24 protein-coding genes and 1 riboswitch are annotated in these 24,564 nt (G+C 48.0%); of the genes, 14 read left to right on the forward strand and 10 right to left on the reverse strand.

Annotation, left to right across the window (positions count from 1 at the left end; genetic code table 11):
* Positions 1-44: 44 nt before the first annotated feature.
* Positions 45-1,928, reverse strand: coding sequence for a glycoside hydrolase family 15 protein (locus ACLHR0_RS09435; RefSeq protein ID WP_436486109.1), 1,884 nt, complete (start codon positions 1,926-1,928; stop codon positions 45-47).
* A 61-nt stretch (positions 1,929-1,989) separates the two neighbouring features.
* Here ACLHR0_RS09435 and glk point away from each other — a divergent pair, with 61 nt between their 5' ends.
* From glk to ACLHR0_RS09455, 4 genes are all read left to right on the forward strand, one after another.
* On the forward strand, positions 1,990-3,045 hold the full coding sequence (glk, locus tag ACLHR0_RS09440) for a glucokinase (RefSeq protein WP_436486111.1): 1,056 nt from the start codon (positions 1,990-1,992) through the stop codon (positions 3,043-3,045).
* A gap of 16 nt (positions 3,046-3,061) precedes the next feature.
* A riboswitch (Fluoride riboswitch) is annotated at positions 3,062-3,133 on the forward strand.
* 45 nt (positions 3,134-3,178) lie between these two features.
* A complete protein-coding gene (locus ACLHR0_RS09445) occupies positions 3,179-4,456 on the forward strand; it encodes a voltage-gated chloride channel family protein (RefSeq protein ID WP_436486113.1) in 1,278 nt (425 codons plus the stop codon).
* Positions 4,457-4,506: 50 nt separating this feature from the next.
* Positions 4,507-4,944 (forward strand): VOC family protein, encoded by a 438-nt coding sequence (locus tag ACLHR0_RS09450; RefSeq protein WP_436486115.1) that lies wholly within the window; start codon positions 4,507-4,509, stop codon positions 4,942-4,944.
* 84 nt (positions 4,945-5,028) lie between these two features.
* Positions 5,029-5,535, forward strand: a complete 507-nt coding sequence (locus tag ACLHR0_RS09455; RefSeq protein WP_436486117.1) for a RidA family protein — start codon at positions 5,029-5,031, stop codon at positions 5,533-5,535.
* A 445-nt stretch (positions 5,536-5,980) separates the two neighbouring features.
* Here ACLHR0_RS09455 and ACLHR0_RS09460 read toward each other — a convergent pair whose 3' ends face one another.
* Complete coding sequence (locus ACLHR0_RS09460; protein ID WP_436486119.1) at positions 5,981-6,886, reverse strand: oxidoreductase; 906 nt, start codon at positions 6,884-6,886, stop codon at positions 5,981-5,983.
* 80 nt (positions 6,887-6,966) lie between these two features.
* Positions 6,967-7,869, reverse strand: a complete 903-nt coding sequence (locus tag ACLHR0_RS09465; protein WP_436486121.1) for a helix-turn-helix domain-containing protein — start codon at positions 7,867-7,869, stop codon at positions 6,967-6,969.
* A 118-nt stretch (positions 7,870-7,987) separates the two neighbouring features.
* Between ACLHR0_RS09465 and ACLHR0_RS09470 the strand changes: the two genes are divergently transcribed.
* Positions 7,988-9,532, forward strand: coding sequence for a S10 family peptidase (locus ACLHR0_RS09470; protein ID WP_436486123.1), 1,545 nt, complete (start codon positions 7,988-7,990; stop codon positions 9,530-9,532).
* A gap of 263 nt (positions 9,533-9,795) precedes the next feature.
* On the opposite strand, the gene ACLHR0_RS09475 is transcribed toward ACLHR0_RS09470, so the two are convergent.
* Positions 9,796-10,572, reverse strand: a complete 777-nt coding sequence (locus ACLHR0_RS09475) for a porin family protein (RefSeq protein ID WP_436486124.1) — start codon at positions 10,570-10,572, stop codon at positions 9,796-9,798.
* A gap of 27 nt (positions 10,573-10,599) precedes the next feature.
* Positions 10,600-11,655 (reverse strand): PCMD domain-containing protein, encoded by a 1,056-nt coding sequence (locus tag ACLHR0_RS09480; RefSeq protein ID WP_429047965.1) that lies wholly within the window; start codon positions 11,653-11,655, stop codon positions 10,600-10,602.
* A 53-nt stretch (positions 11,656-11,708) separates the two neighbouring features.
* Here ACLHR0_RS09480 and ACLHR0_RS09485 point away from each other — a divergent pair, with 53 nt between their 5' ends.
* From ACLHR0_RS09485 to ACLHR0_RS09495, 3 genes are all read left to right on the forward strand, one after another.
* Positions 11,709-12,224 (forward strand): FUSC family protein, encoded by a 516-nt coding sequence (locus tag ACLHR0_RS09485; RefSeq protein WP_429047967.1) that lies wholly within the window; start codon positions 11,709-11,711, stop codon positions 12,222-12,224.
* 58 nt (positions 12,225-12,282) lie between these two features.
* Complete coding sequence (locus tag ACLHR0_RS09490; RefSeq protein ID WP_436486125.1) at positions 12,283-13,113, forward strand: phosphatase PAP2 family protein; 831 nt, start codon at positions 12,283-12,285, stop codon at positions 13,111-13,113.
* Positions 13,114-13,556: 443 nt separating this feature from the next.
* On the forward strand, positions 13,557-14,078 hold the full coding sequence (locus ACLHR0_RS09495) for a hypothetical protein (RefSeq protein WP_429047971.1): 522 nt from the start codon (positions 13,557-13,559) through the stop codon (positions 14,076-14,078).
* Here the strand turns inward: ACLHR0_RS09495 and ACLHR0_RS09500 are convergent.
* Together ACLHR0_RS09500 and ACLHR0_RS09505 are read right to left on the reverse strand one after the other, a co-directional pair.
* Complete coding sequence (locus ACLHR0_RS09500; RefSeq protein ID WP_436486127.1) at positions 14,067-14,711, reverse strand: phosphatase PAP2 family protein; 645 nt, start codon at positions 14,709-14,711, stop codon at positions 14,067-14,069. The genes ACLHR0_RS09495 and ACLHR0_RS09500 overlap by 12 nt on opposite strands.
* 4 nt (positions 14,712-14,715) lie before the next feature.
* Positions 14,716-15,162, reverse strand: a complete 447-nt coding sequence (locus ACLHR0_RS09505) for a DinB family protein (RefSeq protein WP_436486129.1) — start codon at positions 15,160-15,162, stop codon at positions 14,716-14,718.
* Positions 15,163-15,267: 105 nt separating this feature from the next.
* On the opposite strand from ACLHR0_RS09505, the gene ACLHR0_RS09510 reads away from it, so the two are divergent.
* Positions 15,268-16,098: an ion transporter gene (locus tag ACLHR0_RS09510; protein ID WP_436486131.1), complete on the forward strand. Its 831-nt coding sequence runs from the start codon at positions 15,268-15,270 to the stop codon at positions 16,096-16,098.
* Between the two features lies 1 nt (position 16,099).
* On the opposite strand, the gene ACLHR0_RS09515 is transcribed toward ACLHR0_RS09510, so the two are convergent.
* The gene (locus ACLHR0_RS09515; protein WP_429064643.1) at positions 16,100-16,495 is read right to left on the reverse strand and encodes a hypothetical protein; all 396 of its coding nucleotides are present in this window, start codon (positions 16,493-16,495) and stop codon (positions 16,100-16,102) included.
* Positions 16,496-16,556: 61 nt separating this feature from the next.
* On the opposite strand from ACLHR0_RS09515, the gene pncB reads away from it, so the two are divergent.
* Positions 16,557-17,723: a nicotinate phosphoribosyltransferase gene (gene pncB, locus ACLHR0_RS09520; protein ID WP_436486133.1), complete on the forward strand. Its 1,167-nt coding sequence runs from the start codon at positions 16,557-16,559 to the stop codon at positions 17,721-17,723.
* A gap of 64 nt (positions 17,724-17,787) precedes the next feature.
* Here the strand turns inward: pncB and ypfJ are convergent, their stop codons facing one another.
* A complete protein-coding gene (gene ypfJ, locus ACLHR0_RS09525) occupies positions 17,788-18,651 on the reverse strand; it encodes a KPN_02809 family neutral zinc metallopeptidase (RefSeq protein WP_436486134.1) in 864 nt (287 codons plus the stop codon).
* A gap of 149 nt (positions 18,652-18,800) precedes the next feature.
* Between ypfJ and ACLHR0_RS09530 the strand changes: the two genes are divergently transcribed.
* From ACLHR0_RS09530 to ACLHR0_RS09545, 4 genes are read left to right on the forward strand one after another with little or no spacing between them, the layout of a single operon-like run.
* The gene (locus ACLHR0_RS09530) at positions 18,801-19,811 is read left to right on the forward strand and encodes an NADP-dependent oxidoreductase (protein ID WP_436486136.1); all 1,011 of its coding nucleotides are present in this window, start codon (positions 18,801-18,803) and stop codon (positions 19,809-19,811) included.
* Positions 19,812-19,819: 8 nt separating this feature from the next.
* The gene (gene fdhD, locus ACLHR0_RS09535; RefSeq protein ID WP_436486138.1) at positions 19,820-20,647 is read left to right on the forward strand and encodes a formate dehydrogenase accessory sulfurtransferase FdhD; all 828 of its coding nucleotides are present in this window, start codon (positions 19,820-19,822) and stop codon (positions 20,645-20,647) included.
* Positions 20,648-20,657: 10 nt separating this feature from the next.
* The gene (locus tag ACLHR0_RS09540; protein ID WP_436486140.1) at positions 20,658-22,952 is read left to right on the forward strand and encodes an FdhF/YdeP family oxidoreductase; all 2,295 of its coding nucleotides are present in this window, start codon (positions 20,658-20,660) and stop codon (positions 22,950-22,952) included.
* A 3-nt stretch (positions 22,953-22,955) separates the two neighbouring features.
* On the forward strand, positions 22,956-23,507 hold the full coding sequence (locus ACLHR0_RS09545) for a putative glycolipid-binding domain-containing protein (RefSeq protein ID WP_429047986.1): 552 nt from the start codon (positions 22,956-22,958) through the stop codon (positions 23,505-23,507).
* Here ACLHR0_RS09545 and ACLHR0_RS09550 read toward each other — a convergent pair.
* Positions 23,497-24,564, reverse strand: a complete 1,068-nt coding sequence (locus tag ACLHR0_RS09550) for an NAD(P)H-dependent flavin oxidoreductase (RefSeq protein WP_436486143.1) — start codon at positions 24,562-24,564, stop codon at positions 23,497-23,499. The two genes, ACLHR0_RS09545 and ACLHR0_RS09550, sit on opposite strands and share 11 nt — an antisense overlap.

Genomic DNA, 24,564 nt, shown 5'->3' on the forward strand with positions numbered 1-24,564 from the left:
AGGGGAGCACAAACTCCCCTCCTTTATTTTTATGTAAAATCAAACTATAGAAAAATGGGGGTATCCAGTTTCATGGCAATCCGGTAGGCGGCATTCATCAATCCCACATGACTGTAAGCCTGCGGGAAATTCCCCCACTGGCTGCCGGTGGCAGATTCCACATCTTCACTGAAAAGCAACAGGTGATTAGAATATTGCAGTAGCTTGGCAAATTCCCGCTGCGCATCTTCCAGCCGGCCAACGCAGGCAAGTGCTTCCACATACCAGAACGCACATACGAGGAAAGTGGTTTTGGGTTTACCAAAATCATCGGAGTGACGGTAACGGTAAAACAATCCTTCCGGTGTTTTCAATTCCTTTTCCAATGCGATGAGATGATCGCGTGCCCGTTCAGAGGCAGGATCCAGGTAATTCATCATGATCAGCTGAAGGGTGCTGGCGTCCAGGTGCTGGCTTCCAGCGGCGTTGGTGTATACTTTTCTTACCGGGTCGTAACAGCTTTCAATATGGGCTGCAGCGCGGTTTTTCAGTTCAATGGCCTTATCCAGCAGGGATTGATTGCCAATGGTGCGGGCCATTTTTTCAGCAGCTGCGCAGCCGGCCCACTGGAACAGGTTCGTGTAGCAGTGAACGTTAGCCATGTTCCTGAACTCCCAGATACCTGCATCTTTCTCATCAATCGTTTTTTCTATCTTCTTCAGCAGCAGTTCAATCCACCGGTCAGAATCCTTTCTTTCTGAAAAAATAAAACGGTGGTCAGTATATAATGGAAGCATGGAAATAAGCACCTGTCCATATATATCGTTCTGGATGTGCTCAAAAGCCTGGTTGCCGATGCGCACCGGTTTATTTCCCATGTAGCCATCAAGGTGTGGCAGGATGGTTTCCGACAGGGTTTTTTGTCCCGTAATTCCATACAGTGGCTGATACCGGAAATCACCGGAGAAAGAGATATCGGTGATGTAACCGAAGTATCTTTCCATTTCTTCAAAATGACCAATGTGGTTCAAGGCAGTGATAATATAATAGGTATCGCGCATCCAGCAATAGCGATAGTCCCAATTACGCCCGCTTTCAGGAAACTCGGGTAAGCTGGTGGTGCTGGCTGCGATGATGGCGCCGGTATCTTCATACTGGTGTATTTTCAGCGCTAAAGCAGAGCGGATCACATAAGGCTGGAAGTAATTGGCAATGGAAGAATGCTTGATCCATGTTCTCCAGTAGGAAATAGTTTCCCGGAGAAACCGTTCCGCGGTACTGGCCAGTGGCGCTTCGAGCGGATGGCCATAAGTGAGAATCAGGTACCGCGTATCATTGAGTACAAAAAACTCATCGTCGATAAGGTAGCTGACAGCAATATTGGTAGTGAGACGGATGTTTTCTTCGCAGCCTGTAAATTCAATATGACTGCTGCCTCTCATAGGGCGCAACTTCGATGCGCCATAGTCGCAGGTAGGCTCACAGGTTACCCGGATCCGGGGCGAGCCTTCCAGCGGTTCCACTTTCCGGATCAGCATGAGCGGCTTAAAAAAACGTTCATACTGAAGGAAGCGGGGCGCAAAGTCGGTAACGCGGTAGCTACCTTCTGTAGTGGTAATTTCAGTACACAGCACATTGGTGTTTTCCAGGTAATACTGATGGGAAGAAAAATCTGCCTCCGGTAAAATAGAGAAGCAGCCACCTTTCTTCGTATCGAGCAGTCCGCCGAAAACAAAGGAGCTGTCCATGCGGGGCCAGCAAAGCCAATCGATGTTTGTATCCTTATTTACGTGCGCCAGAAATGCACAGTTGCCAATAAGTCCTGTCTGATAGGTGTGTCTTTCCATATGGGCCTTACGTTTGGTTTGAATTACATTTTTCTCCCGGAATTGTTCACCCCCCTGGAACAAAAGCTGTTCCAATAATATATCCGGGACAATTATTAACAAAACATATTCCTGTTGTATTCTTGGTGGAAACCCTTATTTTTAAGTATAAAGTTCCACAAAGATGCAAACATTGAAAAAGCAGCAATACCTTCCTCATTTTATAGAGCCGGTAAGCAGTGGCGATACCAAAACCTATCTGCTGGCGGGCGACCTGGGAGGCACCAAAACTAACCTGGCCTTGTTCAGCAGCGTGAATGGAGAACTGGAGCTGATCCGGCAGGAAAAATATGCTTCGCGTGATTATCAGAATTTTTCAGAGATAATTAAGCACTTTCTCAGTGGATGCAGTGATACCCCGCCGCAGCGTATATGCATAGGCGTAGCCGGGCCTGTGGTGAAGGGAAAAGTGGAACTGACCAACCTGAGCCGGGAGCTGAGTGAAGAAGAGATCCGGCAGAGCACGGGTGTGCATACTGTGGCCCTGATCAATGACCTGGAGGCTACCGCTTACGGGTTAGCCACGCTGGCGCCGCAGCAGCTTACCACCCTGCACAGGGGCGCATCGGAGCATAATGGGAACATGGCCATTATAGCACCGGGAACGGGGCTTGGTATGGCAGGATTGTATTGGGATGGTCAATATCATCACCCGTTTCCCACAGAAGGCGGCCACACCGATTTTGCACCCAGAACAGACCTCGATATTTTATTGCTCAGGTATCTCCAGGAAAAATATGACGTGGTGAGTTGGGAACGCCTTATCAGCGGCCCGGGTATAACAGATATCTATGAGTTCCTGCGGGATATAAAAGGCATGGAAGAACCCGCCGAACTGCGTGCGGCAATGGACGCCGGAGACGCTGCGGCTGAGATCAGCAAGGCCGCTGCAGCGGGACGGATTCCCGTTTGTATTAAAACGATGGAGCTGTTTGTCCGCTACCTCGCCAGGGAATCATGCAACCTGGTGTTGAAAATGAAGGCCACAGGCGGCTTGTTCCTGGGCGGGGGAATTCCTCCAAAGATAGCGGCGCTACTGGAAACAGGTGAGTTTTATCATCATTATATGCAGGGCGACCGCATGGCTGAATTGCTGGCCAGTGTACCGATTCATATTGTGAATAACGATAAATCCGCCTTGTGGGGCGCGGCATTTTATGCCGGATTATTAAAAGAATAAACTTATTTTTGAGAGACAGATAACAGGAAATGGTGTCTTCCTGACCCAAACCGTCAGCCCAGGGCTGTCTGATGGCGCCTACAAATATTATAATGGTAGCAAAGCTGCCATATAACGCTGCTATTTGTAGGATATGAAACAAACGAAATCTTTGCTGGAACAATTGTCCGTGGCTAACCAACTGCTGCGCTGGACCGTATTGGTAACACCTGTTGCCATTATAGTTGGATCTTTAGTAGCCTTGTTTCTCTGGCTGCTGGATGTAGTCACCGATCTCCGTATGGAGCATGAGTGGCTGATTTTTGGTCTTCCGCTGGCGGGTATACTGATCCACTGGCTCTATCGTATCGGTGGAAATGACGCTGAGAAAGGCAACAACCTGATCATGGAAGAGATCCACCAACCTGGTGGCGGTGTGCCTGCACGTATGGCGCCGCTGGTATTGGTCACCACGATTATCACTCACTTATTCGGTGGCTCTGCCGGGCGGGAAGGAACAGCGGTGCAGATCGGCGGCAGTATGGCCGGCCTGATAGGTAAAAAACTGGGGCTATCGGCGCCGGATATACGAATTTTACTGATGGCCGGGATTGCGGCTGGATTTGGAGCGGTGTTTGGCACGCCACTTACGGGCGCCGTGTTTGCGCTGGAAGTACTGGCCATTGGCGTAATGCGTTACGAGGCATTGATACCCTGCCTGATTGCTGCCGTTTTCGCGGATATCGTATGCTCCTCATGGGGTATTCAACATACCCATTACTATATATTTTATAAGGCCAATCCTTTCATGAACTGGCTCCCTTTTGTTCACCAGGATCTGTGGTTGCTGGCGAAAGTGATCGCAAGTGGTGTGTGTTTTGGTTTGAGCAGCCTTTTATTCTCCAAACTCATTCATAACATCAGGCATAACGCCAAGGCCTATATTAAAATACCCTGGATGATTCCTGTGGCCGGCGGCGTAGTAATCATATTACTGAGTTACGTGGCCGGAACTACCGACTATTTGGGATTAGGCGTTCACGGAAAATCTATCAGTATACTGGCTGCATTTGATCCCGGCAGTGGAGTTAACGACTGGAGTTGGCTCTGGAAGCTGGTTTTCACGGCCATTACCCTGGGAATGGGTTTCAAAGGGGGAGAGGTGACCCCCCTGTTTTTTATAGGCGCTACCCTGGGCCATACGCTGGCGCTCCTGTTCAACGCACCGGTTGACCTGTTTGCGGGCCTGGGCTTTATTGCTGTTTTCGCAGGCGCCACCAATACACCCATTGCCTGTACCTTAATGGGCGCAGAATTATTTGGCACCGACCACATTTTATACTTTGCCGTGGCTTGTTTTACGGCCTATTATTTCAGTGGGCACACGGGTATTTATGGCGCCCAGCGACTGGAAGTAAAAAAGTTGCGCTAACAATTTTGTTAGTACCATCTTCTTACGTCAGCAGCTTTTAAATTTGCCGGATGACGAACATCACAGGCATGCACCATGTTGCCATTCAAGCGAAAGACTACAAGGCTACTATTAAATTTTATGAGTCGCTCGGACTTAGTTTGTTTCACAGCTGGACCTTGCCGGAGTTCAATATTGAATACGGCGCGCTGCTGCTCATTCCCGGAACATCTTCCTTTGTAGAAATATTTGACAAAGGAGCGAATATCCCAACTCAGGGTCGTCGCGGCGTCAACGGAGAATCACCGGTAGCCGGCGCCTTACTCCATTTCGCATTTACCGTGAAAAACGCCACAGCAGCTTACCACGGAGCCATCGCTGCCGGAGCCACGAGCTGTGTGCCGCCGTCTGTGCTTGTTTTGGGCGAGCCACCTATGACGGTGTATAATTCTCTCGTGTATGGATTGGATGGTGAAGTAATTGAGTTTATTGAAACACTTCCTGGCTGATACTGTTATGCTTTAGATACATAGATCTGTACCTGTTTTGGCGTAGCTATTTCCGTTTATTTTGCGGGGTATAAAATGAAAAGCATGCGTAGATTTCCACGCAGGAATATCCCAATAGCTGCTGCAGCATTGGCTTTAACAGGTACCTTATTTATTATCTTCAAAAGTATTGACATGGAAAAAGAAACAAAAATGCCGGCGTTCATTAATCCTCCCGGGCTATACGATCCGGCTCCCAATGCGTATTCACATATCGCGGCAGTGCCGGCGGGAAATACTTTGGTTTTTATTGCCGGTCAGGGCGGCGAAACCGCTGATGGCAGCCTCGTAAATGATTTTCGAACACAATTGAAGCAGACCTTCAGCAACCTGGATACAGCGCTTAAATCGCAAGGCTTGAAGTTCAGTGATGTTGTGAAGCTAACCACGCTGATTGTGGATCACAATGAAGAGAAACTCAAAATCCTCACAGAAGAATCCCTGCGTATCTGGCCCGACAAAAAATTCCCCGTAAATACGCTGATTCCGGTTCCGCGGCTTGCACTGGATGGTATGTTGGTGGAGATAGATGCGACTGCGGTAAAAAGATAATTCCGTAGCCATAACGTCTAGTTGCTTCAGAATAGAAACCGTTTGAATGGGAGTGAACTGATCACTCGTTTATTCAAACGGTTTTTTGTGCGTGACAGTACCGGCTGTAATTGCGAAATCCCATCAGATATGCAGACATGATTCTTATATGCGATTCTCAGCGCCTTCATTTTTAGTGAATTAGCCCTTAAAATCTGCCTAATAACCAGGTTGACTAGAATCTTTTTTTTATACTTCAGCGTATTCAAATATAACCTATAATTTATATTATGTTAAATAGAATAAACTGACTTAAAGAACTAATAATTAATCATCTTCTCTATCCTATCGATTTTGCGGCCTTCCTTATATTCGCTGACCTATCAACTTAATCTGATCCAAATGGATAAGGCAAACTTAAGCCCGCAAGTTTGCCGATTGCTTAAAGTTGCCTTATCCGTTGCGCCTATCCTGGATAATGAACACCTGTAGCCTCTTCTGCAAAACTCCAAAGCCGGTTCGCCACCATCTCATCCAAGCCATTCGGCGAAATTTCAGCACGCGCTGGAAATCCCCGGTATCCGCCGTCCCGGTCGGGACCATATAATTCCCCTCCTGTTACTTCATCTGAAACCGCGGCATATAGCGACGGCAGAGCGCCTTGCCATGGTTCCATCAGTTCACCAACACGTTCTTTTGCAGCTGAAAACTCAGTTGCACTCATATGACGCGCCAACTCCGTTTTATTCGCTCCCGGTTGTACCGCTATTGAAACCACCTTATCGCCAACAGCGCTAATTCTCCGTTGCAATTCTACCGCGAACAATATATCTGCTAACTTGCTTTGTGAATATTCTCTCACCGGATCGTAGGAAATCTCAGATTTCAGATTATCAAAATCGATCACTCCTCTCAGATACGCCATACTGCTCACGGTAATAATACGTGCGCCTGGCGTTGCTTTGAGCAACGGATACAGATGGCCTGTTAATGCAAAATGTCCGATGAAGTTAACACCAAACTGTAACTCAAACCCCTCAGCTGTTTTGGAGGCCGGCGGAATCATTACGCCCGCGTTATTAATAAGCACGTGAAGCTGCGTGTGATGCTTCAGAAATTCCTCTGAAAACTGTTTCACCGCTGTGAGGTTGGCCAGATCCAGCAAAGCTGTTTCCAATGAACCAGTTCCCTTATGTTCCTTTATGAGTCTAAGGGCACGCGTTGCATTCTCAATACTTCTACAGGCCAAAATCACGTGCGCTCCCGCCATGTATAAGGCCAACGCTGTTTCAAACCCGATTCCGGCATTTGCACCTGTTACGATCACCGTCTTACCGGCTTGATCTGTCATATTATCTTTTGCTGTCCACATAACTTTGTTTATTTGATACCACAAAGTTCCTCAAACAGCATATGCCGATGATACCAGAATGAAAGCAAAAACTATGAAAATCAATCAGCCTCAGATTGCCTGAACTTATTGGGGGTGATTCCGGCAAGACTTTTAAAGAAAGTAGAAAAATGATTAGGCTCTTCAAATCCCAGGCTCCAGGCGATTTCGTTCACTGTCCAGTTGGTACTTTTTAGTAAGACCTTCGCTTCCTGCAATATCCGCTCCCTGATCAGACGGGACGTGGTTTTTCCCGTGATTTCTTTCAAAGCTTTATTAAGATGGTTAACATGAACATTTAACTGTTTGGCAAAAGCCGACGGCGTACTTAACTGAATCACCTGGTTACTTAATTCAATGGGAAACTGACGTTCCAGTAACTCGGCAAACAATCCTGTGATCCTTTCCGACGCGTTGGAACCCACGACCGGGCCTCCGGTTGCCGGCTGCATCTTTTGCGCCTCATGAATTACTTCCATCACAAGGCTTCGCAGCATATCATATTTAAAAGCATAATCCCCCTGCAGCTCGTTAAACATCTTCAGAAAAAGTTCACTAAACCGGGATATACTGCCAGCTGATAAAGGTATTACAGCGCCGTCGGCAGACTGAAATACCGGGTAATCCCTGATATTTCCAAACCGGTTAAAAAACGCCTCTGTGAAGATGCAAACGTAACCGCTTTGTTTTTCGCTGATCCTCTCCCAATGATATGGAATCATCGGATTCGTAAATACCAATACGCTATCCAGCACTTCGATACTTTGATCTGCATAATGAATTTTACTATGCCCTGTAACCAGACTGATTTTGAAGAAGTTTCGACGGCTGTAGGTAACCGGCTTATAGTCCGGTAACTGCATATCCTCAATCCTGAAAATATTGAAGTGGCCTGACTCCTGCAGCGCAGTTGCAATATCCCGGTTAAGGATCTTATAAAAGGACTGTAGTTCAACGAATCTCATGATAGATCAAAGGTACAAAAATCAAACAAGGCTGATTCCAGCATTCACCCACTCATCCGAATGTGCTTGATTTTCTGCGGCAATTGCACAATCTTTAAGTGCAATCAAGATCCAATCCATGAATGTAATAACAAAACAACTATGGCTGCCGCTATTGCTGGCAGGTACTATTGGCCTGCAGCTACAGGCACAGCAGAAGAACAATAAAGTCAATGCGACCGCCAAAGAGGAAACGCCGCCGCAATGGTCCGTCGTCCTGAACCCGGATACGGCCGTTACCACCTTTCACGATGTAACCGTAAAAGGTCAGAAGATCCCTTACAAAGCCATCGCGGGCACCCTACCAGTATGGGACCAGGATGGCAAAGTACTGGCGGGTCTCTTCTATACTTATTATGAAAGGACTGATGTAAAGGACCGCGCAGCAAGACCGCTGGTCATTTCTTTTAATGGTGGTCCCGGCACGCCTTCTGTATGGATGCAGATTGCCTATACCGGCCCAAGACTACTCAATATCGATGACGAAGGATATCCCGTACAACCCTATGGCATACACGAAAATCCGGAAACTATCCTGGATATCGCCGATATCATTTACATAGATCCCGCCAACACCGGCTTTTCCAGGCTTATAGGAAAAGATGTGCCCCGTGAAAAATTCTTCGGGGTGAATGCAGACATCCGCTACCTGGCAGAATGGATCAACACTTTCGTGTCCCGGCAAAACAGGTGGGCCTCCCCCAAATACCTGATTGGGGAAAGCTATGGTACTACCCGTGTTTCCGGCCTGGCGCTGGAATTGCAGAATGCGCAGTGGATGTATCTCAATGGTGTGATCCTGGTATCCCCCACCGATTTGGGCATTTCCCGCAACGGCCCTGTAGATGCGGCATTGCGGCTCCCTTACTTTGCAGCCACCGCATGGTATCATAAAATGCTGCCGCCGGACCTGCAACAGAAAGATCTCACCGCCGTGTTACCGGAAGTAGAAAACTTCACCATCCATGAATTAATACCGGCCATCAGCCAGGGTGGATTCCTGGAAGAACAACAAAGAAAAAGCATCGCCTCAAAAATGGCCCGTTACTCCGGTTTACCGGAAAAAGTGATCCTGCAACATAACCTCGACGTACCACCGAATTTCTTCTGGAAAGAATTACTGCGTGATAAAGGGTTTACCGTAGGCAGACTGGATTCCCGCTACCGTGGCCTCGACCGGGAAGATGCAGGCAACGGTCCGGATTACAATGCAGAACTTACTTCCTGGCTGCATGCGTTTACGCCAGCCATTAATATTTATCTCAGGCAAGAGCTGAAATTCAATACTGATCTCAAATACATGATGTTTGGTCCCGTGCATCCGTGGGATAAGAACGGCGACAACACCGGCGAAAACCTCCGTGAGGCCATGGCCGCCAACCCCTACCTGCATGTAATGATCCAATCAGGCTACTACGACGGCGCCTGCGATTACTTCAATGCCAAATACAGTATGTGGCAAATGGATCCCGGCGGCCGGTTGAAAGACCGCCTCTCCTGGCGCGGCTACCGCAGTGGCCACATGATGTACCTCCGGAAGGATGATCTGGCAACAGGGAATAACGATATCCGTGATTTCATCCGTGCGTCCCTTCCCAAAGCCGGGCAGGCGGCGAAGTACTAGTGCGCGGATGACCGCCTTCGGCGGTGCGAAGGTTGTCTTGAGCACTGATTACGCTGATTATACTGATTTAGGGATTGATCACTTTGGATTTTAAAGGATTAAGGGAGATATAAGCGGATATATTCGCTTATATCTCCCTTAATTATTGTTTAAGAAAATCTAAGAAATCAAAGAAAATCCAAAAGTAAAAATCCAACTAATCAGTATAATCAGCGTAATCAGTGCTCAAGACAACCTTCGCACCGCCGAAGGCGGTCGCGGTTTTATATTTTATACGTTACGCCTAAGGTCATGTAGATGTTGTACAAGGGGAAATCCATTCCTTTAAAATCGTCTGGGAATATCGGGCGCAATCCCCAGTTGAGGTTGCCGTTGATGCTGAGTTTTTTACCTACGCGATAGGCAGCGCCGCCTTGTAACCCCGCATCAAATGAACGGACTTCTGTGCCAAAATCGAAGGTGGCTTCTGTGATGTTTACTTTCTCTCCTAAGGATCCGCCGTTGCGGATATATCCGTCCGAAACATTACCGTGGAAGTTGGCGCTGAACAACCAGGCCATGTAACCGCCCATGTTAAAACGCCAACGGTCATTGGGAGTATATACTACGCTGATGGGAAAGAACACATATGCATTACGTACCGTGGTTTCGTTTTTGCCAGTAAAGTCTCCTTCAAAACGGCCACCATCACTGGTGGTAATGATAGTAGGAAAATACTGCACTTCATCTTTGGTAAACATTCCTTTATAGTCCAGTTTCACGGCTATGGCAGCGCCCCATTTTTTTGTTTTGCGGTACGACAGCTCATAACCCAGCGAAGGAGAGAATTCAGGCCGGTAGGTTTCGATTTTACGGATGGTGTTGGGTAAGCCTACGGGCGCCGTGCCCCCAAAGTTAACCCCCGCCAGGATGCGATGTTCAAGTACCGGTTTAAAGTGGTGCATATTCGTTTGCCCGTGTCCGTTATCCTGCGCCAATAACGGCGAGGCAGTGGCGAGCATGCCTGATATCAGTACTGGTATTCTTATATTTATCATCATGGGTAATCTTTTGTTTATACTGCCCGGTTATTTTATCACTTCCAGGCTATCGAGTACCAGCCTGCTACCGATAGCACCTTTATAGGTATCGCCATCTTTGCTGGAAGACGCTACAATTGCCATCATCATTTTCTCCGTTCCTGTATATGGCTGTACGGTTTTAAACGGGATATCAAATCGTGTCCATGTGCTGTGAGGACCGCCATCCGGTATACTGGCGGTGGCTACTATCCTGTCTGATGTGTGGATGTTGGTGGCGTCCAGCCTGGTGGTTCCTTTGAACAGCACCGCGTATAAAGAACAACTGTCTTTCATGCCCGCAATAATATTCCCGGCCTTATCCTGGTATTGTTCTCCCGGCTGATATTTATAATAACCCACGAAACGCAGTGGCTTACCTGAATAGGGCTCCCCGAATTGTGTAGCCGTTAACGGCGCAGTCATGGCATTTCTCGAATCAAATACACCTACAAAAAGAGACCCTGCAAATAGCTTAATGCCTAACAAGGCGGACAAAGCCGTGCCTTTGCGGGTCACCAATTCAGCGGCAGACTTTCCGTGGTATGCGTCGGAAGTGGCACGCAGCGGATATTCCATCGGGTCCTTCTTTACGCCGGATAAGGCTATGCCTGGGTTACCGGATGACCAGAACGTACTACTCCCATGTTCTTCTACATACTGGTATTTATCTTTATCCTGCAGCAGCCAGGTTTCGAAGTCCCATTTCCATATGCCCATCCCACCAAATTCAATCTTGTAGATCTTCTTATTTCCGTTAGCGGCAGTAACAACATACTCGCTTACCTGTGAAGAATCCAGGTGCAGTGAGTCGCCAGATGCCGGCAATACCGTAGCTCCCGCTGAAGTGGTAATCGTGGGGGTTACACCGCTCTTAAACGCAGCAGGTGTAAGGTTCAGCATGATCTTTTTGTTTGCCTGATCAATAAAAATATCTGCAGTGAGATATTTCTTTTCTATGATAAATGTTTCAATATCTGCCTCCGGGTTAATGGGTGCGTCTTTAATGCAGGCGTGTAACAAAATAGTCAGCGTGGCCAGATAACATAGTTTCCTTATTTTCATGCCGTTATTTGGTTAAATCACTAGAACAACTTCCAACTGCCAAAAGTTCAATCATGATTGACAAAATAAGAATCAGGCGAACATTCATCTACGCAGCCAAATGCGTCACCGGCGTGCTGGTGGTGCTTGGTTTGTCGTGGTTAGTCAATTACAACGACATCATCTGGGTGCTGATTTCTGTGATGCTGGTACTGTCTCCTGACGGATCAGACGCCGTAACGTTAGCGGTTACACGCATTAAGGCAAATGTGGTGGGTGGTATATCGGGATTCCTGTTGATATTAGTGCATCCGAATATATTGATGATGATGTGTGCTGCCGTATTTGTTACGGTAGTAATCTGCAACCTGTTAAATCTTGAAGCAGCTACCCGTACGGCGCTGGCGGCCACTATTATTGTGATGACCCATGAGGCAGGTGAACATGTATGGGATACTGCCGTGGCAAGAGTATTGTCTGTATTGGCCGGTTGCCTGCTTGGGCTGCTGATTACTTTCATCTTCCATAACCGTTATACCAAACAAACCGCTGAAATGATCCTTCCCAAACCCGACCGGGGCGGGGAATAAGATGATACAGAATTACTTCAGAATCGGCTCCTATTTTTGATGTAACAAGGAGTGACGCATGAAGAAAATGATATTATCGACAGGTTTGGCGTTGGGCGCCCTCACCTGCTCTTATGGTGCTAATGCACAGGAAACAGATTCCCTGCCTGCCGGAAATGATTCCATCCGTTTTACCTATCCTGTACAAAAGAGCCAGCTGCCTGCCTGGCAAACAAAACAATTTCATACCACTATTGCGGGTGTTGCTGTTCCGGTGGCAATGATCAGCTACGGGGTGTTTGCGCTTAATAATCCAACGCTGAGGGACCTGAACTCCACTACCAAAGCGGAAATCAAAGAAGATCACCCTCAATTCCGCACACATATTGACAACTACCTGCAGTATGCTCCCGTTGCTGCAGTCTATATCCTGAATGCCGCCGGCATCCAGGGAAAACACAACCTGCGCGACCGCTCCATCATCCTGGGAATATCTGCCGTAATTACCGCTGGTACCGTGGAAATTGTAAAAAATCGTACCCATGAAGAGCGGCCGGATCACTCCGACTATCTTTCTTTCCCCTCGGGCCATACAGCTACAGCTTTCGCTGCTGCAGAATTTCTCCGGCAGGAATACAAAGACGTATCCCCCTGGTATGGCGTGGCGGGCTATTTAGCTGCCACCACCACCGGCGCTTTGAGGATGTATAATAATAAACACTGGCTCAGTGATGTGGTGGCCGGCGCGGGTATAGGCATACTGGGCACCAAAACTGCATATTGGATGTATCCCTGGATTCAGCGGCAGCTCTTTAAAGATCCGGCGCACCCGGCGACTAAAATGATCATGCCTTACTATAACCCGCAATTTCACAGTGCCGGTCTTAGCTTTATCTTCTTCCCCCGCTAAGTAACATGATAAGTAAATAGTAAGTCATAACGCCTATAGGGCGCTATGACGCTGCATCCGTCCCGGATGTAAAAAATACATATATTAAAATATTAATTGGAGTGTTAACTAAAGAATACATGGGGGTTAACCCCTAAAGCTGACCTGGTTACAAACACCTGTTTTTTGGCAATACGGTAAAGTTGCAGGTTTATCCTGAGAAATTTTGTGATTTAATTGTTAACGTGCAAAAAAAATGTTCATTTTTGCAGAAGTACCTGTGGAAACCCATCGATCTGTGTAAAAATATCATGCTTTCATTAACATAGAATTTACATTTACCTGTGCAAGACCGCTTATTTTAGCATTATCAATATGATAAAATAAAAACCCTGTGACCTCCAAGCGACTCAAAATAAGACTGATGCCCTGTTTAATAATCCCCTCCTCAAAAGCTGTTAATTATGTACGTTCCGGTAATCATTTTCTTTTTTTTCCTGTTGTGGTACATTCATTTCCGTACCCAAAGCTTCCGCGGCGCGGCCTTCAAGGAAAAGAGGCCAAAGCCTGTCGCAGGTGAAGATGCCATCCATGCCGTCAGGATAGTAGGCGTTTCCAATAGTGTATTCAGCGTATCCAAATACCTCCGCAGCGTGAAGAACCTGTCGGACAGCCGGTTTATGACTGTGGCAATTGACCAGGTGATCACTACCACTATGGGTACCACGCACCAGGCCCGCCTCATTGAAAATCTTGCTCCCGGAGAGGAACGGCGGCTGGGACATACGGATCATGTCAGGGATGGTAAGCACCAGATTTACATCGGATATGAAATACTGTGGGCACGGTACACCCCTGCCCCTGTGTGGCACAAAGAAAAAAATACTGATACCACATCTCCCGCAAAATTATATAATGAAATGCTCAGGCAGCACCAGGACTCGCTGATACAGGAAATGGAAGACAAAAAAGATTTATTGTCCTGACAGTTGTGCTGTTTTGCCCCTGAAGATGCTTAACCATACCATAGAAAAGAAAACGCCAAGCGTAGCGCCGGCGGTCACATCTTCCAGGAAATGCTGGCTCATATACATCCGGGAATATCCCACCAGCATGGCCAGCGCCAGGTATAACAGCGACCAGTACTTATTCTTTGCATAATAGGAAAGCACGGTGGCAGCAGTGAATGCACATACGCTGTGCCCTGAAGGAAAGCTTCTGAAATTATCAAGTACCGATACGCCTGGTACAAAATAAATTTCCTGTAAACGGCTGGCAAAATAACGGTGAGGGCGGGGAAAGCCAATCAATGCTTTCAGTGTAAAACTGATAGCGGCGGTAAACAGGTACGCGGTAGCCAGCATAACGCCTGCCCGCCTGTTAATGACCAGCAGCAATAATGAAATGAGAACCGCTGCGGCAACGCTTCCCAGCTCTGTTATCCGGGGAAATAGGAAGTCGCCCGCCGGCGTATGCAGTTTATTAATGAAAAAATAAGCATCCTGGCGACTTACTACCAGCCGCATTACCAGCACAGTAACGACTAACAAGACAAATGGCCATACCAGCCATTTCAGTTGCTGGTATACTTTAATGAAATTATTCAGGAAGGCATTCATGGGATCACGACTGGGTTAATCGGCGGTGATAATTTATTTGTCCGAGATGATAATTAAGATGTGTACTCAGATGTACGAGGAAATGCCCGGTAGACATCGTTCCTGAAAAAACCTTTTCCGGATATGTTTTTTCAAGTTCTTCTGCTGTTAAACCTGCTATAACGGTAAGGATTACACGACGCGTGGAACTGATCAGCACCAGCAGATCTTCCGTGGGTACGTTCCTGTCGCTGAACTCCAGGTCCCTGTTGCGGACATAGTCCGTCTTACCCAATACCGCGCCTATATAATGCTGCAGGTTACCGCAGAGATGCAGACAAAGATTCCCGGCGGGATTTGTTATACCGGGAGGAACCTGCCAGATGCCGGCAGCTGTTTCATATGCGGCAATCTCCTCCTCGAGTTTGCTGAGATCCCGCTCAAATAAATTTATTAAAATTCCGGTTAGCATATGTTAAAGATAGGAAAAGCCGCTAATCATCTTTTGATATTATTATAAAAGTTTTCACTAAACATAAACTAACCTGCTTTTGTTTTAAGTACATAACTCAACAGGATGACTAACGATAGCAGGCGCGAACTTACTCCCTTCCAGGAGAAATGGCATAACATTATTTTTGAGGCGAGCACACCGGCCGGCCGGGCGTTCGATATTATCCTCCTTGTTGCTATTCTGATCAGTGTTGTTATTGTAATGATGGAAAGCGTGGCGCCTTTGCAGGAGAAATTCGGACACCTGTTTCATATATTGGAATGGGTATTCACTATTATTTTCACGCTGGAATATCTCTTCCGGGTTTGGTGCAGTTACCGTCCGAAGGCATATATTACGAGCTTCTACGGGCTTGTTGACCTGCTCTGCATCCTGCCTACCTATGTGGAAGCTTTTTATGGTGGTGCGCACTTCCTGCTCACCATCCGGATACTACGGCTCATGCGGATCTTCAGGATATTTAAACTGGTCCCCTTCCTGAACGAAAGCAAACAACTGTCGCTGGCGCTACAACAAAGCCAGCGTAAAATATTTGTTTTCCTTTTTTTTATTGGATTGTTGACCGTTGTATTAGGCGCTATTATGTATGTGATAGAGTCTGACCATAATTCAGGGTTCACCAGCATACCGGTAAGTGTGTACTGGGCGGTGGTTACGCTCACCACGGTGGGTTACGGGGACATTGCGCCTGTAACGCCAATGGGGCAAGCGTTTTCAGCGCTCATCATGATAATGGGTTATGCAATTATAGCGGTACCTACAGGGATAGTGACGGTGGAGATGAGCAGGATACGCAGTCGCGATGATGTAGATCGCAGAGTTTGTCCGCATTGCATGCGTGAAGAACACGATGCCAATGCGGACTTCTGCAAATACTGCGGTAATAAACTCTGAATTATTTTACACTGAATAAAGGCTGTACGTCTATCATTGCTTTCTGGTAAGCAGCATCAAAAAGTTCCCATTTACCGGAAATGCCGATGCGTATATTGCGGCCATCTATCAGATCGAACTCGGCAACTCTTTTGTTAAAGCCCTGTTTACCTCTTCTGAAATCTGTTATATCAGATAACGGAAATTCCAGGGTAATTTTTTTACGGGAAAGCAACCAACCAATGACACCAAATAACAAAATCATCACCATTGGTTTGGCTTCAAGAACAATTCTCTCGTTTGTAATATACAGTGTACCTTGTTTTGCATTGAACCTGGTCTTCATGTACACTGCATCAATTTTGAATAATATGGTTTCCTGTGGGTTAAGGGGCCATTTAACTTTAATCTGCTTCATGGTAAGTGAGAATATGATTAAATGCAAAAATATAATTTTATTGTGAATCTAAACGCCAAATATGATCCTTACTTCGCTTCTTGATAACGATTTCTATAAATTTACCATGCAGCATGGCGTTGTCAAATTATTCCCGAAGGCCCGTGCCCGTTATACGTTCATTAACCGGGGACAGCATGCCTTTCCGCCAGGCTTTGCCGAAGCCCTCCGTGAAGCGGTGAATAACATGCAGCTGCTGCAGCTTACCCCTGAGGAAAAGGATTACCTGGCTGTTACCTGTCCTTACCTCGACCCTACCTACCTTGATTTCCTGCAGGGCTACCGCTATGATCCGGCCGAAATTCATATTGCACAACAGGGCGAACACCTGGAAGTACATGCCGATGGCTACTGGTACCGCACTATCCTTTGGGAAGTGCCGCTGATGTCGCTCATCTGCGAACTCTATTACCAGCTGACCGGCCAGCAGCGGGTAGCTGATGAAGAAGTGATCCGCATTACCCGCGAAAAAATTGAAAAATATAAAGAGATGGATATCACCATCGCGGATTTTGGCACCCGGCGCCGGCATTCCCTCGCCGTTCATAAGCTGGTGGTGAAAACGCTGGGTGAATATGGAACAGGTTGTTTTATTGGCACCAGCAATGTACACCTGGCCATGCGCAACGGGGTAAAGCCTGTAGGCACCCACGCCCATGAATGGTTTATGTTTCATGCGGCCAAATACGGCTTTAAAATGGCCAACATGCTTGGATTGGAGAACTGGGTACAGGTATACCGCGGGGATCTGGGAATTGCGCTTTCAGATACCTACACCACTCCTGTTTTTTTTGAGCAGTTCGACAAGAAATTCGCCCGGCTGTTTGATGGGGTGCGGCACGACAGCGGCGATCCACTCTTGTTTGCAGACCGCACTATTGCGCATTATAAAGGTAAAAACGTGGATCCGCTCAGCAAAACCATCATTTTCTCAGATGGCCTCAATTATGAGAAAGTAGCGGATATCGCCGCTTACTGCCGGGGAAAGATCGGGATGTCGTTTGGCATTGGTACCAATTTTACCAACGACGTAGGGTTAACGGCCCTGAATATTGTAATAAAAATGTATGAAGCCCTGCCCGAAGATGCTACCCGGTGGTCGCCTGTAGTGAAGTTGTCTGATATAAACGGGAAATATACCGGTGATCCAAGGATGATCGAACTGGCAAAGGAAATGCTGAATATTTAACGATGCACCATTTCCGGATTTGTATTACTCCTGGTACAGGTATACAAATCCGGAAACCCCTCGCCTACCAGTTACCCAGGCCGATGCCCGTGTCACCGTCGGCCACATTCCCGGATTCAAAGCCTTTCTTAAACCAGAACATCCTTTGTTCGGACGTTCCGTGCGTAAAGGCATCCGGCACTACCTGGCCAGTGCTGGCCTGCTGCAGGCGGTCGTCGCCTACCGCGCTGGCGGCATTCAACCCGGATTCTACATCTCCCGGATCCAGGAAAGGTTTGATTTTATTGGCACGGTTAGCCCATACGCCCGCAAGGAAATCTGCCTGCAGCTCCAGCATCACCGATAATTTATTGTATTCTTTTTCGCTTAGCCGGGAACGCATGGATTGTAATTTATCGCTGATGCCCAAAAGGTTCTGTACGTGATGCCCTACTTCATGTGCAATCACATAAGCCTTTGAGAAATCGCCCTTTACGCCAAATTGTTGCTCCAGTTCATTAAAGAAAGAAACGTCCAGGTATACTTTACGGTCGGCCGGGCAATAAAATGGGCCCATAGCTGATTCCGCAAAGCCGCAGCCGGAATTGGTACCTTTTTCAAAAGACACCATACCGGGTACTTCATAGGTTTTGTTGCGCTCCTGGAATCCCTGCTTCCATACCCTTTCGGTACTGCGGAGAACTTTAGAAGACATGACCTCAAAAGGACTTGCATTTTCCTTCGTAAGTTTTTCAGATGTTCCCGCCTGCTCCTGGCCTGGGGCTACCTGTTGAACAGCCTGCATTACCTGCTGCGGGTCCTGTTTAAAGATCAATGCCAGCACTATAATGACAAGGGTGCCAATGCCGCCGCCAACCCCGATCTTGCGCATGCCGCCACCGGACCGTTTCTCGACGTTTTCGCTCATTTCTTCATCATCAAGACGCATAGTAGATTTTAAATTTAAGGGGTGAAAATTCTTACCCGAATGTACATTTTTCATTGATAATTCCACTCTTTTCTCCCCGGGTAAACAAAAGCATTTTTTACCTGTTAAATAATCATTGCCATTCCTCACTTCTATAAACACCCGCGCATATGAAAATAAAGCAGATCCTGCTCGCCGCCAGACCAAAAGGATTACCTGTAGCCGGCAACTTTGAAATAGTAGATGCCATCTTACCGGAACTACAGGAAGATGAAGTAATGGTAAAACCACTGTACTTTTCTGTAGATCCGTATATGCGTGGCCGTATGAACGACGCCAGGTCCTATATTCCCCCATTCCAGGTAGGCGAACCCATTGAAAGCGGCGGCGTGGCGGAAGTAACACACAGCAAAAGCGCCCTGTTTAAAGCCGGTGATAAAGTAATGAGCAGCGGCCCCCGCCCCTTCCTGCCCTGGGCAACGGCGGCTATATTCCCCGCAGGGCACCTGCGTAAAATTGACGACAGCATCCCGCTTACTTATTATCTCGGTCTCCTTGGCGTGCCGGGGTTAACCGCCTACTTTGGCATGACAGATATCGGCAAGCCCAAACCCGGGGAAACCGTGGTGGTGTCCGGCGCCGCTGGTGCTGTGGGCATCATTGTAGGGCAAATTGCAAAAATAATGGGCTGCCGCGCGGTAGGTATTGCAGGCGGCGCTGAAAAGGTAAAACTGCTGACAGATACCTTTAATTTCGATGCCGCCATCGATTACAAAGGTAACACCAACATAGAAGCCGCAGTGGCGGCGGCCTGCCCCAACGGCGTGGATATCTATTTCGACAACGTAGGTGGCGATATTTCCGATGCGGTGATCAAACAGCTCAACTTCTTTGCCCGGGTGCCGCTATGCGGGCAGATTGCCTTATATAATTCCACAGAAGTGCCTATGGGCCCACGTATCCAGCCTATTATGGTAACCCGGAGCATTCTCATGCAGGGCTTCATTATCGGTAACTACGCCAGCAGGTTTGGCGAAGGTTTCAAACAGCTGTCCGAATGGGTGAAGGCAGGAAAAATAAAATATACCGAAACCGTGGAAGAAGGATTTGATCATCTGCCGGCAGCATTACTCGGATTATTTTCAGGAAGAAACAGCGGTAAGATGGTAGTGAAAGTGTAATTTTGAGTATGACAAATGCTGTTGTTCATACCCGTGTAAAAAAAGTAGCCGCCGGAAGTATTACAGATGCCAGTGATACACTCGCTACAGAAGATCCACTCGAAATAAGACTGGTGCATGGGCCTTCCCATAACCGCCGGCAACAGAATATTTCCGTTACCATGCGTACGCCCGGTGAAGATATGGAACTGGCTGCCGGCTTCCTCTTTACCGAAGGGGTGATCCGTGACCAGGCTGCTATCCAGGAAATTATTTTGTCGGAAGATAATAACGGCAGCGTTGCCACCGTTCACCTAAAACCATCCATAGTGGCGCAACTTGGCGGTACCCAGCGGAATTTTGCCGCCACGGGCGCCTGCGGGGTATGTGGCAAAACGGATATAGCATCCATTCATACAGGCGTTTCCGTTAGCAACGGTACCCTTTGCCTCTCCGCCGGGAATTTATTCGGACTGCCCGCCATACTAAGAAATGAACAGGCGCTGTTTGCATCTACCGGCGGACTACATGCTGCTGCACTTTTCAACAGCAATATGGAATTACTCCTGCTGCGGGAAGATATCGGCCGCCACAATGCGGTGGATAAGCTTATTGGCGCAGCTCTTCAGCAACCATTAATGCCGCTGGACCAATGTGTCCTGCTACTCAGCGGACGTGCAGGATTTGAACTGATACAGAAAGCCGCTATGGCGGGAATACCTGTTATTGCAGCCATAGGCGCACCTTCCAGCATGGCGGTAAAAATGGCCGTCGAATGGAATATCACACTGCTCGGCTTTCTGAAAGATCAACGTTTTAATATTTACAGCGGAGCAGAAAGAATTGACGTAATATAAATTCACCTTTATGGATAGTGCAGAAAACCCGGTGCGGTTCACCGGTATCAGACTGGGACCTCCCAAACAAGTAGCCGCAGGCATCCCTGCGGTAGTGTCCAGTATGCGACACATCCTGGAGGAAATGAATGCCTTCCGCGGAATGAAAGCCCTGCTGGAGCTTAACCAGAAAGATGGATTCGACTGCCCGGGCTGCGCATGGCCTGATCCGGATGACGAAAGATCCGGCATCGCAGAATATTGCGAGAACGGCGCCAAAGCTGTTGCCGAAGAAGCTACTACCAAAAAGCTGCTGCCGGACTTCTTTGCACAGCACAGCATCGCGGAACTCGGTGAATTAACGGATTACGAAATAGGCAAAAAAGGAAGGATAGCCCAACCCATGTACCTCGCGCCCGGCGCCACACATTATACACCCATCGCCTGGGCAGACGCCTACAAAATCATTGCCGGTCATCTTCATAAATTACCCTCACCGGATGAAGCCGTATTTTATACCTCGGGGAGAACCAGTAACGAAGCGGCTTTCCTGTACCAGTTGATGGTCCGGGAATACGGCACCAACAACCTCCCCGACTGTTCCAATATGTGCCACGAATCCAGTGGCGTAGCGCTGAGTGATGCAGTAGGGATAGGCAAAGGATCTGTTACCCTGGAAGACATACATGAGGCAGAAGTGCTTATTATACTGGGACAAAATCCCGGAACTAACCATCCGCGCATGCTCACGGCTTTACAAAAGGCAAAAGCCAACGGCGCTACCATCATATCTGTAAACCCTTTACCCGAAACCGGCCTGCTGAATTTTCTGAATCCACAAACCGTTAAGGGAATATTAAACATTAAAACACATCTCACGGACATTTTTCTGCAGGTAAAGATCAATGGAGATATGGCCCTGCTGAAAGCCTTGTCGCTGCTGCTGTTGCAGGAAGAAGAACGTGTACCCGGCAGCGTATTTGACCGGGAATTTATAGCCGCAAACACCCTGGGCCACGATGGTTATATCGACCATCTGAAAACGCAGTCGCTCCCGCAACTGATCGCCGACAGCGGCGCAGCGCCGGAATTGATACACCAGGCCGCACAAGCTCTGTTCCATAAAAAGAAGATCATCGCCTGCTGGGCAATGGGACTTACCCAACATAAAAACGCAGTAGACACTATCCGCGAAGTGGTGAACCTCCTCCTGCTGAAAGGCAGTATCGGTAAACCAGGAGCAGGCACCTGCCCGGTACGCGGGCACAGTAACGTGCAGGGCGACCGGACCATGGGCATTTACGAGCAACCATCCGCCGCCTTCCTCGACAAAATTGGCGCTGTATATGGATTTCAGCCGCCAAGAGCACACGGCTATGATGTGGTGAATGCCATCAACGCCATGCACCGCGGGGATGCCAAAGTGTTTATGGCGATGGGCGGCAACTTTCTTTCGGCTACACCAGATACCCTGTATACCGCGCAGGCACTGCGTAACTGCGACCTTACCGTTCACGTATCTACGAAATTAAACCGCAGTCATGTTGTGCACGGCAAAGAAGCCCTGATACTGCCCTGTCTCGGTCGCAGCGATAAAGACCTCCAATACGGCGAGCAGCAATTTGTGACCTGCGAAAATTCTATGGGCGTCATTCAGATGTCCAAAGGCAACCTGCAACCGGTATCCACCCATCTGAAAAGTGAACCTGTTATTATCTGCGAACTGGCTATGGCCTTGCTGGGCGAAAAATCGCGCGTACCCTGGGCAGACTATACGCGGCACTATGACCATATCCGCAACGATATAGAAAAAGTAATTCCGGGCTTCGATAATTACAATAAAAGGGTAAGGCATCCGGGAGGATTCTACCTGCCCAACGGCGCACGCGACGGACAGTTCAATACCTACAGCGGCAAAGCTAATTTCAATATTGCAGAAGTACTCACCACGCCGCTGGCCATCGACGAGTATATGATGATGACCATCCGCAGCCACGATCAGTTCAATACCACTATATACGGGCTGGACGACCGTTACCGTGGCGTATATCATGAGCGGCGCGTAATATTCATGCATCCTGCTGATATTGCCGCCGCCGGATTTCACCCGGGCGATGTGGTGGATCTCTATAATTATCACGGTGGTAAAGAGCGCGTAGCATATGGCTTCATTATTGTATCTTATCACATACCTGAAAAATGCACTGCTACCTATTTCCCGGAAACCAATGTGCTGGTGCCGGTAGACAGCGTAGCAGATAAAAGCAATACGCCAACATCAAAACTGGTGATCATTAAAATAAAATCATCGACTATAAAAAACTAACGCATGCAACCCATTATATGGCAGGCACTATTATGGCCGGCAACTGAATATTTTACATTGCAGGAAAATGGAACGGGGAGGCTCGCCACTGGTTGTATCAACGGAGTAAGGGATCAGCAACCATTTTGTATTCATTATAAAATAGAGATCACCGCATCCTGGCAGGTGTCTTCCTTTCATATTAAACAGGAAGGGCTTACGCCAACAGAACTAAAGCTTACCTCCGACCTGCATGGGCATTGGTTTGATAAAGATAATAACCATATAGATGCATTTGATAACTGTATCGACATTGATATTTCACTGACTCCTTTCACGAATACCCTGCCGGTGAAACGCCTGCAGTTTGAGTTGCAGGAAAGTAAACTGCTGGATATGCTGTATATCAACCTGCCGGAATTTGAATTGCAGAAAGTGCAGCAACGTTATACCCGCACAGGCCAGCAGGAATACCTGTATGATAATGTATCCACAGATTTTACAGCAGCATTACCGTTTGATGAAAACGATATTGTAACAGATTATCCCGGTATTTTCCAACGCATCACTTACTAAAGATCAAGGCTGTTTCACGGACCAGCTCTGCGAAAATATCTGCCGTGCTCCAGGCACGCGCCTTTCCGGCTGCCTGTCCGGCCCACATATTTACAAACGCAGGGTTATCCAGTTCCTTCGCTACTCTACGGATGGGCTGCGTTAACGCATCCTGGTAAGGATATTCATTAATGGGTAACCCGGATGCTTCTATTTCTGTGATCAATGTATTACGAACGCCCCTTGCCCAACGACCGGAGACTGCCCGCGTAAGTAGTGTGTCCGTATCCGTTATATCGGCCAATGCGGCTTTATGTGCAGGTGTAGCAAGGCTTTCGTGGGCTCTGAGGAACAGGCTGCCCAATTGAACGCCAGCGGCGCCCAGCATTTTTGCAGCGGCTACTCCCCTGCCGTCCATTATTCCGCCGGCTGCTATAACGGGCACGTGCACACGATCAGCAATCTGCGGCACCAGCGCGAATGTGCCCGTTTGCGGCAGGTTTCCCGGCAGGAAAGAGCCGCGGTGGCCGCCGGCTTCAATGCCTTGTGCGATCACCACATCGGTACCTGCCGAAGCGAGTACAGTCGCTTCTTCCACCGAGGTGGCCGTTCCCATCAGCAGCACATGATGCTCCTTCAGCAGCCTGAATCCGGCTTCATCAGGCATGCCAAATGTAAAGCTCACATGTTTTATGCCTGCTGCCAGGATAACGGGAAGCTGGTCTCTCCAGGAATAAAAAGGTACTTCATCGAAATTCACCGGCGCAGCGGCAAGCCTGTTGGCACCATACAGGAATTGCAGGAACTCCTGCATATCATCAAATATTTTCCGGTCGTAATGCGCTGCAGGCTCATAAACAAAGAGGTTTACGGCAAACGGTTGTTGTGTTAATCCCTTTACCTCCCGGATCAGCGCTGTTATCTTTTCCGGAGGCAACCCTCCTACCGGTAGGGAACCCATTCCGCCGCTGTTGCTCACAGCAGCTACCATGGCGGGTGTAGTGATCCCCAGCATGGGCGCCTGTATCAACGGATAAGTGATCCCCAGCATACGGGTGAGTTCATTCTTCCATTCCAT

Origin of the sequence: Chitinophaga sp. ARDCPP14 (genome assembly GCF_051362515.1) — a bacterium.
GTDB lineage: Bacteria > Bacteroidota > Bacteroidia > Chitinophagales > Chitinophagaceae > Chitinophaga.

Excerpts from the sequence above, each read along its gene's own strand:
- glk (WP_436486111.1), top strand. The coding sequence starts at position 1,990 with ATGCAAACATTGAAAAAGCAGCAATACCTTCCTCATTTTATAGAGCCG.
- ACLHR0_RS09445 (WP_436486113.1), top strand. The coding sequence starts at position 3,179 with ATGAAACAAACGAAATCTTTGCTGGAACAATTGTCCGTGGCTAACCAA.
- ACLHR0_RS09450 (WP_436486115.1), top strand. The coding sequence starts at position 4,507 with ATGACGAACATCACAGGCATGCACCATGTTGCCATTCAAGCGAAAGAC.
- ACLHR0_RS09455 (WP_436486117.1), top strand. The coding sequence starts at position 5,029 with ATGCGTAGATTTCCACGCAGGAATATCCCAATAGCTGCTGCAGCATTG.
- ACLHR0_RS09460 (WP_436486119.1), bottom strand. The coding sequence starts at position 6,886 with ATGTGGACAGCAAAAGATAATATGACAGATCAAGCCGGTAAGACGGTG.
- ACLHR0_RS09465 (WP_436486121.1), bottom strand. The coding sequence starts at position 7,869 with ATGAGATTCGTTGAACTACAGTCCTTTTATAAGATCCTTAACCGGGAT.
- ACLHR0_RS09470 (WP_436486123.1), top strand. The coding sequence starts at position 7,988 with ATGAATGTAATAACAAAACAACTATGGCTGCCGCTATTGCTGGCAGGT.
- ACLHR0_RS09475 (WP_436486124.1), bottom strand. The coding sequence starts at position 10,572 with ATGATGATAAATATAAGAATACCAGTACTGATATCAGGCATGCTCGCC.
- ACLHR0_RS09480 (WP_429047965.1), bottom strand. The coding sequence starts at position 11,655 with ATGAAAATAAGGAAACTATGTTATCTGGCCACGCTGACTATTTTGTTA.
- ACLHR0_RS09485 (WP_429047967.1), top strand. The coding sequence starts at position 11,709 with ATGATTGACAAAATAAGAATCAGGCGAACATTCATCTACGCAGCCAAA.
- ACLHR0_RS09490 (WP_436486125.1), top strand. The coding sequence starts at position 12,283 with ATGAAGAAAATGATATTATCGACAGGTTTGGCGTTGGGCGCCCTCACC.
- ACLHR0_RS09495 (WP_429047971.1), top strand. The coding sequence starts at position 13,557 with ATGTACGTTCCGGTAATCATTTTCTTTTTTTTCCTGTTGTGGTACATT.
- ACLHR0_RS09500 (WP_436486127.1), bottom strand. The coding sequence starts at position 14,711 with ATGAATGCCTTCCTGAATAATTTCATTAAAGTATACCAGCAACTGAAA.
- ACLHR0_RS09505 (WP_436486129.1), bottom strand. The coding sequence starts at position 15,162 with ATGCTAACCGGAATTTTAATAAATTTATTTGAGCGGGATCTCAGCAAA.
- ACLHR0_RS09510 (WP_436486131.1), top strand. The coding sequence starts at position 15,268 with ATGACTAACGATAGCAGGCGCGAACTTACTCCCTTCCAGGAGAAATGG.
- ACLHR0_RS09515 (WP_429064643.1), bottom strand. The coding sequence starts at position 16,495 with ATGAAGCAGATTAAAGTTAAATGGCCCCTTAACCCACAGGAAACCATA.
- pncB (WP_436486133.1), top strand. The coding sequence starts at position 16,557 with ATGATCCTTACTTCGCTTCTTGATAACGATTTCTATAAATTTACCATG.
- ypfJ (WP_436486134.1), bottom strand. The coding sequence starts at position 18,651 with ATGCGTCTTGATGATGAAGAAATGAGCGAAAACGTCGAGAAACGGTCC.
- ACLHR0_RS09530 (WP_436486136.1), top strand. The coding sequence starts at position 18,801 with ATGAAAATAAAGCAGATCCTGCTCGCCGCCAGACCAAAAGGATTACCT.
- fdhD (WP_436486138.1), top strand. The coding sequence starts at position 19,820 with ATGACAAATGCTGTTGTTCATACCCGTGTAAAAAAAGTAGCCGCCGGA.
- ACLHR0_RS09540 (WP_436486140.1), top strand. The coding sequence starts at position 20,658 with ATGGATAGTGCAGAAAACCCGGTGCGGTTCACCGGTATCAGACTGGGA.
- ACLHR0_RS09545 (WP_429047986.1), top strand. The coding sequence starts at position 22,956 with ATGCAACCCATTATATGGCAGGCACTATTATGGCCGGCAACTGAATAT.
- ACLHR0_RS09550 (WP_436486143.1), bottom strand. The coding sequence starts at position 24,564 with ATGGAATGGAAGAATGAACTCACCCGTATGCTGGGGATCACTTATCCG.